13 protein-coding genes are annotated in these 14,827 nt (G+C 72.2%); 10 read left to right on the forward strand and 3 right to left on the reverse strand.

Annotated features, from left to right (window positions below):
* The first annotated feature begins 138 nt into the window (after positions 1-138).
* From PH203_RS08435 to PH203_RS08455, 5 genes are all read left to right on the forward strand, one after another.
* Positions 139-1,842 carry a CocE/NonD family hydrolase gene (locus PH203_RS08435; protein ID WP_289918293.1) on the forward strand — a complete coding sequence of 568 codons (1,704 nt, stop codon included), beginning with the start codon at positions 139-141 and terminating at the stop codon, positions 1,840-1,842.
* A gap of 67 nt (positions 1,843-1,909) precedes the next feature.
* The gene (locus PH203_RS08440) at positions 1,910-2,155 is read left to right on the forward strand and encodes a LapA family protein (RefSeq protein ID WP_289918079.1); all 246 of its coding nucleotides are present in this window, start codon (positions 1,910-1,912) and stop codon (positions 2,153-2,155) included.
* 19 nt (positions 2,156-2,174) lie between these two features.
* Complete coding sequence (locus PH203_RS08445; RefSeq protein ID WP_289918081.1) at positions 2,175-2,765, forward strand: GNAT family protein; 591 nt, start codon at positions 2,175-2,177, stop codon at positions 2,763-2,765.
* Positions 2,766-2,770: 5 nt separating this feature from the next.
* Positions 2,771-3,670: an arginase family protein gene (locus PH203_RS08450; RefSeq protein ID WP_289918084.1), complete on the forward strand. Its 900-nt coding sequence runs from the start codon at positions 2,771-2,773 to the stop codon at positions 3,668-3,670.
* A gap of 40 nt (positions 3,671-3,710) precedes the next feature.
* Positions 3,711-5,624, forward strand: a complete 1,914-nt coding sequence (locus PH203_RS08455; RefSeq protein WP_289918087.1) for a DUF5107 domain-containing protein — start codon at positions 3,711-3,713, stop codon at positions 5,622-5,624.
* 23 nt (positions 5,625-5,647) lie between these two features.
* Here PH203_RS08455 and PH203_RS08460 read toward each other — a convergent pair whose 3' ends face one another.
* A complete protein-coding gene (locus PH203_RS08460) occupies positions 5,648-5,995 on the reverse strand; it encodes a VOC family protein (protein WP_289918089.1) in 348 nt (115 codons plus the stop codon).
* Positions 5,996-6,145: 150 nt separating this feature from the next.
* Between PH203_RS08460 and PH203_RS08465 the strand changes: the two genes are divergently transcribed.
* Positions 6,146-6,691 carry a phage holin family protein gene (locus PH203_RS08465; RefSeq protein ID WP_289918091.1) on the forward strand — a complete coding sequence of 182 codons (546 nt, stop codon included), beginning with the start codon at positions 6,146-6,148 and terminating at the stop codon, positions 6,689-6,691.
* A 6-nt stretch (positions 6,692-6,697) separates the two neighbouring features.
* The gene (locus PH203_RS08470) at positions 6,698-7,744 is read left to right on the forward strand and encodes an SDR family oxidoreductase (protein ID WP_289918094.1); all 1,047 of its coding nucleotides are present in this window, start codon (positions 6,698-6,700) and stop codon (positions 7,742-7,744) included.
* Positions 7,745-7,813: 69 nt separating this feature from the next.
* Here PH203_RS08470 and PH203_RS08475 read toward each other — a convergent pair whose 3' ends face one another.
* Together PH203_RS08475 and PH203_RS08480 are read right to left on the reverse strand one after the other, a co-directional pair.
* Complete coding sequence (locus PH203_RS08475) at positions 7,814-8,905, reverse strand: enolase C-terminal domain-like protein (RefSeq protein WP_289918096.1); 1,092 nt, start codon at positions 8,903-8,905, stop codon at positions 7,814-7,816.
* Positions 8,906-8,907: 2 nt separating this feature from the next.
* Complete coding sequence (locus tag PH203_RS08480) at positions 8,908-9,867, reverse strand: LLM class F420-dependent oxidoreductase (RefSeq protein WP_289918097.1); 960 nt, start codon at positions 9,865-9,867, stop codon at positions 8,908-8,910.
* A gap of 181 nt (positions 9,868-10,048) precedes the next feature.
* On the opposite strand from PH203_RS08480, the gene PH203_RS08485 reads away from it, so the two are divergent.
* From PH203_RS08485 to ligD, 3 genes are read left to right on the forward strand one after another with little or no spacing between them, the layout of a single operon-like run.
* Positions 10,049-12,001: an FAD-dependent oxidoreductase gene (locus PH203_RS08485; RefSeq protein WP_289918099.1), complete on the forward strand. Its 1,953-nt coding sequence runs from the start codon at positions 10,049-10,051 to the stop codon at positions 11,999-12,001.
* Positions 11,998-13,854, forward strand: coding sequence for a transketolase (locus tag PH203_RS08490; RefSeq protein WP_289918102.1), 1,857 nt, complete (start codon positions 11,998-12,000; stop codon positions 13,852-13,854). The genes PH203_RS08485 and PH203_RS08490 overlap by 4 nt, the downstream gene beginning before the upstream one ends.
* A complete protein-coding gene (gene ligD, locus PH203_RS08495; RefSeq protein ID WP_289918105.1) occupies positions 13,851-14,780 on the forward strand; it encodes a non-homologous end-joining DNA ligase in 930 nt (309 codons plus the stop codon). The genes PH203_RS08490 and ligD overlap by 4 nt, the downstream gene beginning before the upstream one ends.
* The last annotated feature ends 47 nt before the right edge of the window (positions 14,781-14,827 follow it).

Here is a 14,827-nt window from a genome sequence, read left to right on the forward strand (position 1 = left end):
TCAAGAAACACCCGTCCCGGTGATTGACCTCCCTTGACACGTGTCACACCCTGGCTACCGGTCGGTAAGCCGGGTTGTCCTCAGTGTGGAGGTCTTGTGTCTCGTCGTGTGCTCGGATACAGCGTTCCGCTCGCTCTCCTGCTCGGTACCGCACTCGTCACCCCAGCCCCCGCCGCAGGCCAATACACCGTCAAAGCCCTGAAGTTCACCGTGCAGACAGGCGGTCGCACCTGCACGATCGACGCGGATCTGTACCGGCCCACCGGTACCGGCCGTGCCCCCGCCGTGCTCGCCACCAACGGCTTCGGAGGCAGCAAGTCCGACGGCTCCACCGACGCCATCGGCAAGGCCTTCGCCCAGCGCGGCTATGTCTCGCTCGTCTACTCCGGGCTGGGCTTCGGCAACTCCGGCTGTCTGATCTCGCTCGACGACCCGGGCATCGACGGGACCGCCGCCTCCCGGCTGATCGACTTCCTCGCCGGGAAGCGCGCCGCCGACGACGGCACCGAGGCCGACTTCGTCACCCTCGACGCCAAGGGCGATCCTCGCGTCGGGATGATCGGCGGCTCCTACGGCGGTGCCGTCCAGCTGGCGACGGCGGCCGTCGACCACCGTGTGGACGCGCTCGTCCCGATGATCACCTGGAACGACCTGGCGTACTCCCTCGACCCGAACAACGCCGGCCCCCACGGCTCGGTGCCCGGCGCCTTCAAGTGGCAGTGGGCCAACGGCTTCTACCTCATCGGCGAGAGCCAGCCGATCACCATCCCCGGCCTCGACCCGTCCCGGATCAACTCCCTCGGCTGTCTGCACTTCGTCACCGAGGCATGCCGGACGGTGCGCACCCTCAACTCCGGCAGCTACCCCGCCGGCCGCACCGCCGAGCTGCTCGCCTACGCCCGCAGCGTCTCCCCGATCAGCTACCTCAGCCGCGTCGAGGCACCCACCCTGCTCGTCCAGGGCCAGGCCGACAGCCTCTTCAACCTCAACGAGGCGACGGCGACGTACCGGACCCTCAAGGCCCAGGGCACGCCGGCCAAGATGATCTGGCAGAGCTGGGGGCACAGCGGCGGCATGGTGGCGGGCGAGCTGAACCTCGGCTCGGGCGACCTGGAGTCGACGTACGTCGGCAAGCGGATCCTCGCCTGGTTCGACCGCTATCTGCAGAAGAAGACCGGCACCGACACCGGGCCCGCCTTCGCCTACTACCGGGACTGGATCACCGACCCGGCCGGCACCTACGCCACCGCCGACCGACTCCCCGCACTCAGCCAGAAGCTGTATCTGTCCGGGGACGGCAAGCTCGTCGACAACCGCTCCAAGGTGACCCGCGGCAGCAGGACGTACACGAACCGGCTCGTGCCCACCAGTCACTCCGAGAGCTCGCTGGCCGGGCTCGTCGGACTGCCGGACAAGGAGCCGTACGACACCGAGGGCAGCTATCTCGGCTGGACCAGTGAGCCGCTCGCCCGGACCACCGATGTCGTGGGCGCCCCGAGGGCCCGGCTCAAGGTCGTCTCGCCGAAGGCCGAGCGGACGCAGAGGTCCGGCGACGCCGCCGACAGGCTCGTGCTCTTCGCCAAGCTGTACGACGTGGCCCCCGACGGCACCAGGACGCTGGTGCACCGGCTCGTCGCGCCGGTCCGGGTGCCCGATGTGACCAGGAGCTTCACCGTGACACTGCCGGGGATCGTGCACCGGTACGAGAAGGGGCACCGGCTGCGCTTCGTGATCGCCGCCAGTGACGACGCCTACTTCGGCAACCGGGGGATCAAGCCGGTGACCGTGGTGAGCTCACCCGGCGACACCGGGGTCCTGGAGCTGCCGGTGGTAAGCCGCTGACCTGCTGGTTCACCCGGTGGGCGATTCTCGCCGCGCGTACGGGAGGCTTCGGGCCCACCCTGGTGCCATGAGCCCGAAGACCTCCGAGAGCGGCGGCACCACCCGCGGCAAGGGCGGCGGCGCGGTGACGCCCGCCCGGGTGATCGTGCTGCTGCTCGCCGTCCTCGCCCTGATCTTCATCTTCGAGAACACCCGCGCCACCAAGATCAGACTGCTGATCCCCGAGGTGACGATGCCCCTGTGGACGGCCCTGCTGGCCACGGCCGTCATCGGCGCCCTGTGCGGGGCCTATTTCATGAAGCGCCGCAGCTAGCCCGTCGTAGGGTGACGGGATGCCGCACACCGCATCCCGCTATCTCGTCGAGGGGCCCCGCGTGGGCATACGCCACATCACCTACGAGGACGGCGCCGAGTTCACCGCGCGCGCCCGGGAGAGCAAGGAGCTGCACCAGCCCTGGCTCTTCCCGCCGGACAGCGCCGACGCGTTCAGCGCCTACGCGGGACGGCTGATCGAGGACCCGACCAAGGCGGGGTTCCTGGTCTGCGAGAAGGGCCGCGGGGCGGCGGGGGACGGGCACCGGGGCGACGCGGCCGCCGACGGGGCGATAGCCGGGTTCATCAACATCAACAACATCGTCGAGGGCGCCTTCCTCAGCGGGGCGCTCGGGTACGGGGCCTTCGCGCACGCCGCCGGGCGCGGGCTGATGCGCGAGGGCCTGGGAATGGTCGTGCGGTACGCCTTCGGCGGGATGCGGCTGCACCGGCTGGAGATCAATGTCCAGCCCGCCAACGCCGCCTCGATCGCCCTCGCCCGCAGCTGCGGCTTCCGTCTGGAGGGCTTCTCCCCGAACATGCTCTACATCGACGGAGCCTGGCGGGACCACGAGCGGTGGGCCCTCACCAAAGAGATGATCCGGAAGTGAGGACCATGCGGACACGAGTGGTGCTGGACGCCCCTTCCAACCTCGGCCTGCGCCCGCCCGCGCCCGGCACGGTCCCGGGCTGCTACAAGCTCGCCGGCGCCCTGCGCGAGCAGCGGATCGTGCAGCGCCTCGGCGCCCTGGAGGGCGGGGTGGTGGTGCCGCCGCGCTACGACCGCGGCGACTGGCAGGAGGGCGACGGCGTCTTCAACGCGGCCGCGCTCGCCGCCTACACCGTGAAGCTCGCCGACCGTGTCGAGCGGCATGTGCGGGCCGGGGAGTTCCCGGTGGTCCTCGGCGGCGACTGCTCGATCCAGCTCGGCGCCTCCCTCGCGCTGCGGCGCCTCGGACGGTACGGCCTGGCCGCCGTCGACGCCTCCGCCGACTTCCGGCACCCCGGGAACTCCGAGCGGATCGGCGCGGCGGGCGGGGAGGAGGTCGCGCTGGCGACCGGGCGGGGGCAGGACGACCTCACGAACCTGGAGGGGCTGAAACCGTACCTGCGGGACGAGGACGTACGGCTCTTCGGCAACCGTGACGAGTTCGAGGACGACCGCGCGGAACTCGCCGGCCTGAAGATTCCCGTCGTCACCGTCGGGGACATCCGCGAGTGGGGCGCGCAAGCGCTCGCGACAGCCACGGCACAGGCCTTCGAGATCCCGGAGCTGGACGGCTTCTGGGTCCACCTGGACGCCGACGTCCTCGACCCGACGGTGATGCCCGCCGTGGACAGCCCCGACCCGGACGGGCTGCTGCCCGACGAACTCGTCGCGCTGCTGCGGCCGTTGCTCGCGTCCCCGCACTGCGTCGGGCTCAACGTGACCATCTACGACCCCGACCTGGACCCGGACGGCACGGCGGGCGCCCTCCTCGCCGACATCGTCGTGTCCGCCTTTGCCCAATCCTGACCGGTGGCTCCCCTGTTCAGCTCCCCGGCGAGCGGCTTCCATGACGATCGTGACGACGATCCGACATGAGGTACTGACGCTGCCCGCCGCGGAGTTGGGCCCGGACAACCCGCTACCGCCCCTGCGACCGGTGGAAGAGATCCACCGTGCGGACGAGGAACGCCACGACCTGCCGCGCGAGATGGCTCGCCAGATCGGCTACGAGCCGCTGCGCAGCCTGCTTCCCGTGCAGGTCCGGGACGGCTACGACCGGGTCCGCGAGCCACGCGGCATCGACACCCTCGTCATCGAGAACGACCGGCTGCGGGCCACCGTGCTCCCGGGCCTCGGCGGCCGGATCGCCTCCCTGTTCCACAAGCCGTCGGGCCGCGAACTCCTCTACCGCAACCCCGTGTTCCAGCCCGCCGCCTTCGCCCTCAACGGAGCCTGGTTCTCCGGCGGCATCGAATGGAACATCGGCGCCACGGGACACACCACCCTCTCCTGCGCGCCCCTGCACGCCGCCCGGGTCCCCGCCCCCGACGGCGGGGAGATGCTCCGCCTGTGGGAGTGGGAACGGCTGCGCGACCTGCCCTTCCAGGTCGATCTGTGGCTGCCGGAGGGATCCGACTTCCTCTACACCGGTGTGCGCATACGCAATCCGCACGAGAGGCCGGTGCCGACGTACTGGTGGTCCAACATCGCCGTGCCGGAGGAACGCCGGGTGCTCGCACCCGCCGACGACGCCTGGCAGTTCGGGTACGAGCGCCGACTGCGCCGGGTACCCGTCCCCTCGTACGAGGAGATACGCCGGCTCCCGCACGCCGCCGACTACTTCTACGACCTTCCCGACGCCCGGCGCCGCTGGATCGCCGCCCTCGACGCGGACGGGCACGGGCTGGTGCAGACGTCCACCGATGCGCTGCGCGGGCGCAAGCTGTTCGTGTGGGGTACGGGGCGGGGCGGGCGGCGCTGGCAGGAGTGGCTCACCGAGCCCGGGACCGGCGGCTACTGCGAGATCCAGGCCGGGCTCGCCCGCACCCAGCTGGAGCATGTGCGACTGGACGCGGAGAGCGAGGTGTCCTGGCTGGAGGCGTACGGGCCGCTGAGCTCCCCGCCGGACGTGGCGGCCGCGGAGGCGCGGCTCGAAGCCGTACTCCCGCGTGCGGACGTCGACAGCGCGTACGCCGCCTGGAAGCCGTACGCCGACTCCGAACCCGGTGAGATCCTCGCCGTCGGCTCCGGGTGGGGTGCCCTCGAAGTCCTGCGCGCGGACTGGAAGCTGCCCGGCACACCCTTCGACGAGAACACCCTAGGCGAGGCGCAGCAGCCGTGGCTGCGGTTGCTGCGTACCGGAGTGCTGCCCGAGCCGCGCCGGGTGCGGCCGCCCGGGCAGACACCGGTCGCCCCGCACTGGCGGGACATGCTGGAGACCGCGCCCGCCACCCCGCACACCGAGTACCACCTCGGTGTCGCGCAGTGGCATGCCGGTGACCGCGCCCAGGCCGTGCGCAGCTGGGAGCGGGCCCTCGAACTCGCCCCGTCGCTCTGGCCGTTGCTGCGCTGTCTCGCCGTGTCCGACCAGGAGGTCGGCAACCATGAGCGGGCCGCGGACCGGTACGCCGAGGCCTTCGACGACCTGTGCCGGGAGCGGCGGGACGCGGGGGAGGCGTGGACCGCGGCCACCGCAGCGCTCGGGCGGGAGGCGATCGAGGCGCTGCTCGCCGTACGGCGCGCGAAGGACGCGCGGTCGGTGTGGGAGCGGCTGCACGCGGGGACGCGGGCGCGGGGGCGATTCCGGTTCGTCGAGGCCCAGTTGCTGTGCGCCGAGGGGCGGCGGGACGAGGCGCGGGCCGTGTTCGAGGAGGGGTTCGAGGTCGCCGACCTGAGGGAAGGGGCGGAGGCCGTGGGGCGGTTGTGGGCGCGGGTGAGCGATGAGCCGCTTCCGGCGCGCTACGACTTCCGTATGCGCTGACGTTCTGTATGCGCTGACGCGGATTACGCCCGGCGGTCCACGTACTCGTACACCACCCCGTCCGGGTGCATCGCGATCAGATTGCGCCCCGCCGGGGTGCCCACCGGGCCCGCGATGATGTGCGCGCCCAGCTCGGTCAGTACCTGATGGGCCTCGTCGACGTCCTTCACGGCGATCGTGGCCGCGACCTTGCGCAGGATCTCCAATTCGGCCTCGGGGCCGCTCATCAGGAGGAAGCAGCCGACCGCGGCCACCTGCACCCCGCCGCGCTCGAAACGGAGGGCCGGGCCGCCGGCCAGGCGTTCGTAGAAGGGGACCGCGGTCTCCAGGTCGTCGACGCAGACACGCAGCGTGGCTCCCAGAATGTCCATGCGGACGAGCCTAGTTGGAGCGGCCGGAGGAGGAGATCGTTTCACGCGATCCCCTCACCCCGCTCCCGTGCCGTCCGTTACGGGGTTCCGCCGCACGGGCGGCCGTGCCGGACCGCGTTATGCATAGGGACGTACGGGTACCCGGCGGCCATGGACCGCTTGGATCATCTGGAGCACCTGGACAAACATCTGGTCGACGAGCTGGCGCAGGTGGCGCGCGAGACCGTGCGCGAGGAACTGCGCGAACAGACTCGCAAGCAGCGCCGCACGGCCATGCTGTACGCCGCGTCCGGCGCCGTCGCCCTGTACGCGGGGGCCGCCCTGGCCCTGACACTGGGGCTGGTTCTCGCCCTCGGCCTGCCCGACTGGGCGGCCGCGGTGATCACCGCCGTGATCCTCGGAATCGTCGCCTACGCGCTGCGCGCCGCCGCGAAGCCGTCCGCGTCCCGGCCCACGCCGGAGCGGGAGGCGGAGCTCACCGCGAGCCACGACCAGGTCGCCGGCGGTACCGGACCGGCCTCGCCGTCGACTGGGCTCGGCATGCCGTATCCGCCGGTGCCGCCCGTCGCGCCGGGCGGCACCGGCGGGGCGACCGGGGCGCCCGGCGCGGGCACACCGGCCGCGGGGATGCCGGGCCCCGGCGTACCGCCGAAGCCGGACGACATCGATCCCGAGCAGCCGCACCATCGGGCGTGATGCGCGGTGGGGCCCTGGAACAGCCCGTCCCGGCGCGGCCGTACCGTCGTGGTGACCGGGGCCAGCGGCGGCGTGGGGCGGGCCACGGCCCTGGCCTTCGCCGCCCGGGGCGACCGGGTCGCCCTGCTGGCCCGGGGACGCGAGGGGCTCGCGGCCGCGGCGGACGAGGTGCAGCGGGCCGGGGGTGAGGCGCTCGTCGTCACCGTGGACATGGCCGACGCCAAGGCCGTCGACGACGCGGCACAGAAGGTCACCGACGCCTTCGGACACATCGACGTGTGGGTCAACAACGCCTTCGCCGGTGTCTTCGCGCCGTTCACGCAGATCACCCCGGACGAGTTCCGACGGGTCACCGAAGTGACCTACCTGGGCTATGTGTTCGGCACCCGGGCCGCGCTGCGGCACATGCTGCCGCGCGACCGGGGCACGATCGTGCAGGTCGGCTCGGCGCTCGCGTACCGGGGGATTCCGCTGCAGTCCGCGTACTGCGGGGCCAAGCACGCCATCCAGGGCTTCAACGAGTCCCTGCGCTGCGAGTTGCTGCACTCCGGCAGTGGTGTCCGTACGACGATGGTGCAGCTGCCCGCCGTCAACACCCCGCAGTTCGACTGGGTGTTGAGCCGGATGCCGGGGCGGGCCCGGCCCGTCGCGCCGGTGTACCAGCCGGAGGTCGCGGCGCGGGCGATCGTGCACGCGGCCTCGCACGGACGGCGGCGGGAGTACTGGGTGGGCGGTTCGACCGTGGCGGCGCTCGTCGCCAATGCTGTGATGCCGGGGGTACTGGACCGGTATCTGGCGCGGACCGCGTTCGAGGCGCAGCAGGACGAGGCGCAGCAGGACGAGGGAGCGTACGGGGGGACGGGGAACCTGTGGAGTCCGGCCGACGGGCCGCACGGGCACGACTTCGGGGCGCACGGACGGTTCGACGAGGAGTCCCGTCCGGGCAGCCGGCAGGAGTGGATGTCCCTCAGGAGGGGCCAGGTGGGGAAGGCGCTCACGGTCGGGGCAGGCGTTCTCGCGGCACGCAGGCTTGCTCGCCTCGTACGCCGTTAGACGTTGGACCACGCACGCCTCGTACGCCGTCAGACGTTGGACCCGCACGCCGCTGGACGGCCTGCGCCACTAGGCGACCCTGAACTCCCTTGCCTCCTCCGCCCTCAGCGTCAGCCCGTGCCCGATCCCCGTCGTCGGGGTCACCGTGCCGCCCGTCGGGTCCAGGGCGCCGTCGAAGAGCAGGGACTCGATGCGGACGTGGTCGTGGAACCACTCGATGTGGCGGAGGTTGGGGATCGAGGCCGCGGCCGCGGCGTGGGCGTGCGGGGCGCAGTGGGCGGAGATCTCCAAACCGTGGGCCTGGGCCAGGGCTGCGGCGCGGAGGAACTCGGTCAGGCCGCCGCAGCGGGTGGCGTCCACCTGGAGGCAGTCGACGGCTTCCGCGGTGATCATGCGGGCGAAGTAGGGCAGGTCGTAACCGTATTCGCCGGCCGTCACATCGCAGACCAGCGCGTCGCGGACCAGGCGCAGCCCTGTCAGGTCGTCCGACGACACCGGCTCCTCGAACCAGCCGACACCCAGTTCGGCGAGGACCCCGCCGACCCGTACCGCCTGCTTGCGGGTGTACGCCCCGTTCGCGTCGACGTACAACTCCGCCCGCGAACCGATGACTTGGCGAGCCGCCCGGACCCGGGCGAGGTCGCGGGGGACCGCCCGGCCCCAGCTCTCGCCGATCTTCATCTTCACGCGCGGAATCTGCTGACCGTGCACCCAGCCGCCCAACTGCGCGGCCAGGTGCGTGTCGTCGTACGTCGTGAAGCCGCCGCTGCCGTAGACCGGCACCTGGTGGCGGACCGTGCCGAGGAGTGCGCACAGGGGGACTTCCAGGAGACGGGCCTTGAGGTCCCACAGGGCGATGTCGAGCGCCGAGATCGCGCACGCGGCGATGCCCTGGCGGCCCATGTTCCGTACCGAGCGGCACATCGCGTCGTGCACGGCCGGGATGTCCAGCGCGTCGCGGCCCGCCACCAGCGGAGCCAGGTGTTCGCGCAGGAAGTCGCCGACCGCCCGCGGGCCGTACGTCCAGCCCGTGCCGGTCGCGTCGCCCGCGGTCACCTCGGTGACCACCACGGTCGTGGAGTCCCAGGCCAGGGTGCCGTCGGCCTCGGGGGCGTCGGTGGGCACCGTGAGGACCGACACCGCCGGCGGATGCAGCTTCATCGTCAGTCCTGCTGGAGCTGGGGCAGCACCTTCGTACGGTAGAAGTCGAAGAAGCCGCGTTGGTCGGGGCCGATCTGGTTGACGTAGACGCGGTCGAAGCCCGCGTCGGCGAAGGCGGAGAGCGCGGCCACGTGCTCGTCCACGTCGTCCCCGCACACCGCCTTCTCGCTCACCGTCTCCTCGGTGACCAGCGGTTGCAGCTGCTCGAAGTGGCGTGGCGAGGGCAGGATCTGGGCCATCTCGCCCGGCAGGAACTGATTGCCCCACAGCCGGTGCACGGTGCGTACCGCCTCGTCGCGGTCCGTGCCCCAGCAGACCTTCGTACCGCCGCTGACGAGCTTCGCGCCCCCGCCGCCCTTGCGGAACTGGGCCACCATCGACTCGTCCGGCGTCATCGTGATGTAGCCGTCGCCGACGCGCGCCGCGAGCGAGGTCGCCGCCGGGCCGAAGCCGGAGATGTCGATGGGGACCGGCTCGTCGGGGACGGTGTAGAGGCGGGCGTTCTCGACCTGGTAGTGCGTGCCGTGGTGATTGACCTCCTCGCCGGTGAAGAGCCGGCGCATGATCTGGATCGACTCCTCCAGCATCTCGAGGCGGATGTGGGCGGGCGGCCAGACATGGCCCAGGATGTGCTCGTTGAGGGCCTCGCCGCTGCCCACGCCCAGCCGGAAGCGGCCGTCCGTCATCACGGCCGTGGTCGCCGCGGCCTGCGCCACCACCGCCGGGTGTGTGCGCACGGTCGGGCAGGTGACCGCCGTCTCCACGGGCAGCGACACCGCCTCCGAGAGTGCGCCGAGGACCGACCAGACGAACGGACTCTGGCCCTGTGCGTCGTTCCACGGATGGAAGTGGTCCGAGATCCACAGGGAGCGGAAACCGGCCTGCTCGGCCATCCTCGCCTGCTCGACGAGGTCCGCGGGGCCGAACTCCTCGCAGGACAGGAAGTAACCGTACTCGGGCATGGGGGTACCTCCGATACCTCCGCAAGGGGTGGGACGGGACGTGGTCCGGGTACCCGACGGCGCGGCCGGAAACCGGCGGACGCCGGGTCTTGCCGACCGCGGGCCGGGACGGACGTTTGGGCCCTCCGGCCAGGGTTACGCGGAAGGCTCCCGAGGTACGCGACAGCCCCGGAGGCGCACCGTGAGCCGACCCCGCATCGTGATCGTCGGTGCCGGATTCGCCGGGTACCGGACGGCCCGCACACTGGCCCGGCTGACCCGGCACAAGGCCGAGATCACCCTGCTCAACCCGACCGACTACTTCCTGTATCTGCCCCTGCTGCCCCAGGTCGCCGCCGGCATCCTGGAACCGCGCCGGGTCACCGTCTCCCTGTCGGACACCCTGCCTCATGTGCGGCTGGTGCTCGGCGAGGCCGACGGCATCGACCTCGACGGGCAAAGCGTGCAGTACACGGACCCCGAGGGCGGTGTCGGCACCCTGCCGTACGACCGGCTGGTCATCGCCGTCGGCAGCGTCAACAAACTGCTGCCGATCCCCGGGGTCGCCGAGCACGCGCACGGGTTCCGGGGGCTGCCCGAGGCGCTGTACCTCCGCGACCACATCACCCGGCAGGTGGAGCTGGCGGCTGCCGCGGACGACCCCGAGTCGTGCGCCGCGCGCTGCACCTTCGTGGTGGTCGGCGCGGGCTACACCGGCACCGAGGTCGCCGCACACGGGCAGATGTACACCGAAGCCCAGGTCCGCAAGCACCCCCTGCGGGACGGCATGCGGCCACGCTGGATGCTGCTCGACATCGCGCCGCGCGTCCTGCCCGAGATGGACGAACGGCTCTCCCGCACCGCCGACCGGGTGCTCCGGCAGCGGGGCGTCGACGTACGCATGGGGACCTCCGTCAAGGAGGCCACGCACGGGGGAGTGCTGCTGAGCGACGGGGAGTTCGTCGAGACGCGTACGGTCGTGTGGTGCGTGGGCGTCCGGCCCGATCCGCTCGTCCAGGACGTCGGACAGCCCCTGGAGCGGGGGCGGCTCATCGTGGACCCCTACCTCCAAGTGCCGGGCAGGCCCGAGGTGTTCGCGTGCGGGGACGCGGCCGCGGTACCGGATCTCCACAACCCCGGTTCGTTCACGCCGATGACCGCGCAGCACGCCTGGCGGCACGGCCAGGTCGCGGCGCGGAACGTCGCCGCGTCGCTGGGGATCGGCGGGCGGCGCGCCTACCGCCACCGTGACCTCGGGTTCGTGGTGGACCTCGGCGGCGCGAAGGCCGCGGCCAATCCCCTGGGCGTCCCCCTGCCGGGCCCCCTGGCCGGCCTCGTCACCCGCGGCTACCACCTCGCGGCGATGCCGGGCAACCGGGTCCGGGTCGCCGCGGACTGGCTCCTCGACGCCGTACTCCCGCGCCAGGCCGTGCAGTTGGGGCTCGTACGGTCGTGGTCGGTACCGCTGGACACGGCGTCACCGGAGCTGGCACGGGTGCCGGGGAGGCCGGAGCGGGACGAGGGGACGGGGGGCGGCAAGCCGGAGCGCGACGAGGACGAACCGGCGGCCGCGGGTGGCTCGGCGGGTGGCGAAACGGGCGGCGCGAAGGAGCCGTTGGGGTCCCGGCGGGATGGCCGGGCGCCTGGGAAGGGTCGGTCGGGTGGTGGGCCCGCCAGCAACCAGCCTGTGGCCGAGCCCGCCAGGAACCGGCCCGGTGGTGAGCCCGCGAAGGACCGGCCTGGTGGTGAGCTCGCCGGGAACTGGCCTGCGGCTGAGCCCGTGAAGGGCCGGCCGGGTGATGGGCCCGCCGGGAACCAGCCTGGTGGTGAGCCAGCTAGGAACCAGCCTGGTGAACCCGCCAAGAACCAACCCGGCGGTGAACCGGCCAAGAACCAACCCGGCGGTGAACCCGCCAAGAACCAACCCGGTGGCGAACCGGCGAAGAACCAGCCCGGCGGCGAACCCGCCAAGGCCCCCGGCCCCGCCGCTGCACCCGCCTTTGACCCGGGCCCGAGCGTCGGCGGCGGCTCGGCCGAGTCGCCCGCCCCGGACCCCGGCGCGGCCCCGGCTCCGCATACCACTCCCGCTCCCGGTCCCGTCGAACGTTCCGACCGCCCCGACCGCCCCGCTCACCCCGCGGAGGGAGACTCATGAACACCGCCGAACTCGTGGACCTGGCACAGCAGTTGCGCGTGGACAGTGTCCGCGCCGCCGATGCCGCGGGGTCCGGGCACCCGACGTCCTCGATGTCCGCCGCGGATCTGATGGCCGTACTCATGGCGCATCACTTCCGCTACGACTTCGACCGCCCCGCCCACCCCGGCAACGACCGCTTCGTCCTGTCCAAGGGACATGCCTCGCCGCTCCTCTACGCCTCCTACAAGGCCGTCGGCGCGATCGACGACGCCGAGCTCCTCACCTTCCGCAAGCTCGGCAGCCGTCTCGAAGGGCACCCGACGCCGCGGCGGCTGCCCTGGGTGGAGACGGCCACCGGATCGCTCGGGCAGGGGCTGCCCGTCGGGGTCGGGATCGCGCTCGCCGGGAAGCGGCTGGAGCGCACCGGCTACCGGGTGTGGGTGCTGTGCGGGGACAGCGAGCTCGCCGAGGGATCGGTGTGGGAGGCCGCCGAGCACGCCGCGCACGAGCATCTCGACGATCTCACCGTGATCGTCGACGTGAACCGGCTCGGCCAGCGCGGGCCGACCCGGCACGGACACGACCTGGACGCCTACGCCCGCCGTTTCCAGGCGTTCGGCTGGCACACCGTCGAGGTGGACGGCCATGACGTGGACGCGATCGACCGTGCGTACGGCGAGGCGATCTCGACCAGCGGACAGCCGACCGCGATCCTCGCCCGCACCCTCAAGGGCAAGGGCGTCGAGGCCGTCCAGGACCGCGAGGGCCTGCACGGCAAGCCGCTGCCGGAGGCCGACGAGGCGATCGCCGAACTCGGCGGCCCCCGCGACCTCCGCCTCCGGGTGCACGAGCCGCCCGCCGCCCGCATGCTGCACGCCGTACGCGCCGGACACCTCGAACTGCCCAGGTGGGACGAGGGATCCCCCGAAGAGGGCGTCGCCACCCGGGACGCCTACGGGCAGGCCCTCGCCGCCCTCGGCACCGCACGCGGCGATGTCGTCGCCCTCGACGGCGAGGTGAGCGACTCCACGCGCGCGGAGTTCTTCGCCAAGGAACACCCCGAGCGGTTCTTCGAGTGCTACATCGCCGAGCAGCAGATGGTCGCCGCCGCCGTAGGACTCGCCGCGCGCGGCTTCGTGCCGTACGCCTCCACCTTCGCCGCGTTCCTCACGCGCGCGTACGATTTCGTCCGTATGGCCTCGGTCAGCGGCGCCGGCATCAACCTGGTCGGCTCGCACGCGGGCACCGCCATCGGGCAGGACGGGCCCTCGCAGATGGGCCTGGAGGACCTGGCGATGATGCGGGCGGTGCACGGCTCGACCGTGCTGTACCCGTGCGACGCCCACCAGACCGCCCGCCTGGTCGCCGCCATGGCGAACCTGGAGGGCATCCGCTATCTGCGCACCTCGCGCGGCAAGAGCCCGGTGATCTACGGGCCCGACGAGGAGTTCCCCGTCGGCGGCTCCAAGGTGCTGCGCTCCTCCGACCGGGACCGGCTGACCGTCGTGACCGCGGGTGTCACCGTGCACGAGGCGCTGGCCGCCGCCGACACACTGCTCGACCAGGGCATCGCCGTACGTGTCGTCGACCTCTACTCCGTCAAGCCCGTCGACCGCCTCACCCTGCGCCGGGCCGCCGAGGAGACCGGCTGTCTGCTGACCGTGGAGGACCACCACGAGGAGGGCGGCCTCGGTGACGCCGTCCTCGACGCCTTCCTCGACGGGCGGCCCGTGCCACGACTGGTGCGTCTGGCCGTCCGTACGATGCCCGGCTCGGCGGCCCCGGACGAGCAGCTGCACGCCATGGGCATCGACGCCGAGTCGATCGCGGCCGCCGGCCGGCTGCTGGTGGAAGAGGCGATCGTACGGTGAGCAGGGACGCCGACGTGCGGACCGTGCGGGCCGGCCGCCGCACCGTCGAGGTGCACCGGCCGGGGAAGGTCCTGTTCCCCGGCGACGGGCGGACCAAGGAGTACACCAAGTCCGACCTGGTCGACTACTACCGGGCCGTCGCCCCCTTCATGCTGCCGCACCTGCGCGGCCGCCCGCTGATGCTGGAACGGCACCCGGACGGTGTCGGCGGACCGAAGTTCATGCAGAAGAACACCCCGGACGGCTACCCCGGCTGGATCGACCGCGTCGAGGTGACGAAGGAGGGCGGCACCGTCCGCCACACCGTGTGCGACGACACCGCCACCCTCGTCTTCCTCGCCGACCAGGCGTGTCTCACCCTGCACCGCTGGCTGTCCCGCGTCGGACGCGTCGACCGGCCCGACCGGATGGTCTTCGACCTCGACCCGTCCGGCACGGACTTCGCCCCCGTGCACCAGGCGGCCTGGCTGCTGGCCGAACTGCTCGACGAACTCAGGCTGCCCTCCGCGCTGATGACCACGGGGTCGCGAGGGCTGCATGTGGTGGTGCCGGTGAACGGCCATCACGACTTCGACGAGATACGGGAGTTCGCCAAGGACGTCGCCGACGCCCTGGTCGCCGAACACCCCGAGAAGTTCACCACCGAGGCCCGCAAGAAGGACCGCGGCGACCGGCTCTATCTGGACGTGCAGCGCAACGCCTACGCCCAGACCGCCGTCGTGCCCTACACCGTCCGCGCCAAGCCCGGCGCCCCGGTCGCCACCCCGATCTCCTGGACCCAGCTGGACGACCCGGACCTCGACGCCCGCCGCTGGAGCATCGAGGACGCCGTCGACCAGGCCCGCACCAACCCCTGGGCCGGAGTGATGACGAAGGGCCGCGCCCTCGGTCCCGCCCGGCGCAGGCTCAACGCGTTGCGCGGCTGACCCACGCAGGCATCAGAGGTTTGGCCAACGAACTTGAGGCCACCCGG

It is taken from the genome of Streptomyces sp. S.PB5 (genome assembly GCF_030403745.1).
In the GTDB taxonomy this organism is placed as follows: domain Bacteria; phylum Actinomycetota; class Actinomycetes; order Streptomycetales; family Streptomycetaceae; genus Streptomyces.

Bases quoted from the DNA above. Each gene is read 5' to 3' on its own strand.
- PH203_RS08460 (WP_289918089.1), bottom strand. From the start codon at position 5,995: ATGGACATTCTGGGAGCCACGCTGCGTGTCTGCGTCGACGACCTGGAG.
- PH203_RS08465 (WP_289918091.1), top strand. From the start codon at position 6,146: ATGGACCGCTTGGATCATCTGGAGCACCTGGACAAACATCTGGTCGAC.
- PH203_RS08445 (WP_289918081.1), top strand. From the start codon at position 2,175: ATGCCGCACACCGCATCCCGCTATCTCGTCGAGGGGCCCCGCGTGGGC.
- PH203_RS08455 (WP_289918087.1), top strand. From the start codon at position 3,711: ATGACGATCGTGACGACGATCCGACATGAGGTACTGACGCTGCCCGCC.
- PH203_RS08475 (WP_289918096.1), bottom strand. From the start codon at position 8,905: ATGAAGCTGCATCCGCCGGCGGTGTCGGTCCTCACGGTGCCCACCGAC.
- PH203_RS08450 (WP_289918084.1), top strand. From the start codon at position 2,771: ATGCGGACACGAGTGGTGCTGGACGCCCCTTCCAACCTCGGCCTGCGC.
- PH203_RS08440 (WP_289918079.1), top strand. From the start codon at position 1,910: ATGAGCCCGAAGACCTCCGAGAGCGGCGGCACCACCCGCGGCAAGGGC.
- PH203_RS08480 (WP_289918097.1), bottom strand. From the start codon at position 9,867: ATGCCCGAGTACGGTTACTTCCTGTCCTGCGAGGAGTTCGGCCCCGCG.
- PH203_RS08490 (WP_289918102.1), top strand. From the start codon at position 11,998: ATGAACACCGCCGAACTCGTGGACCTGGCACAGCAGTTGCGCGTGGAC.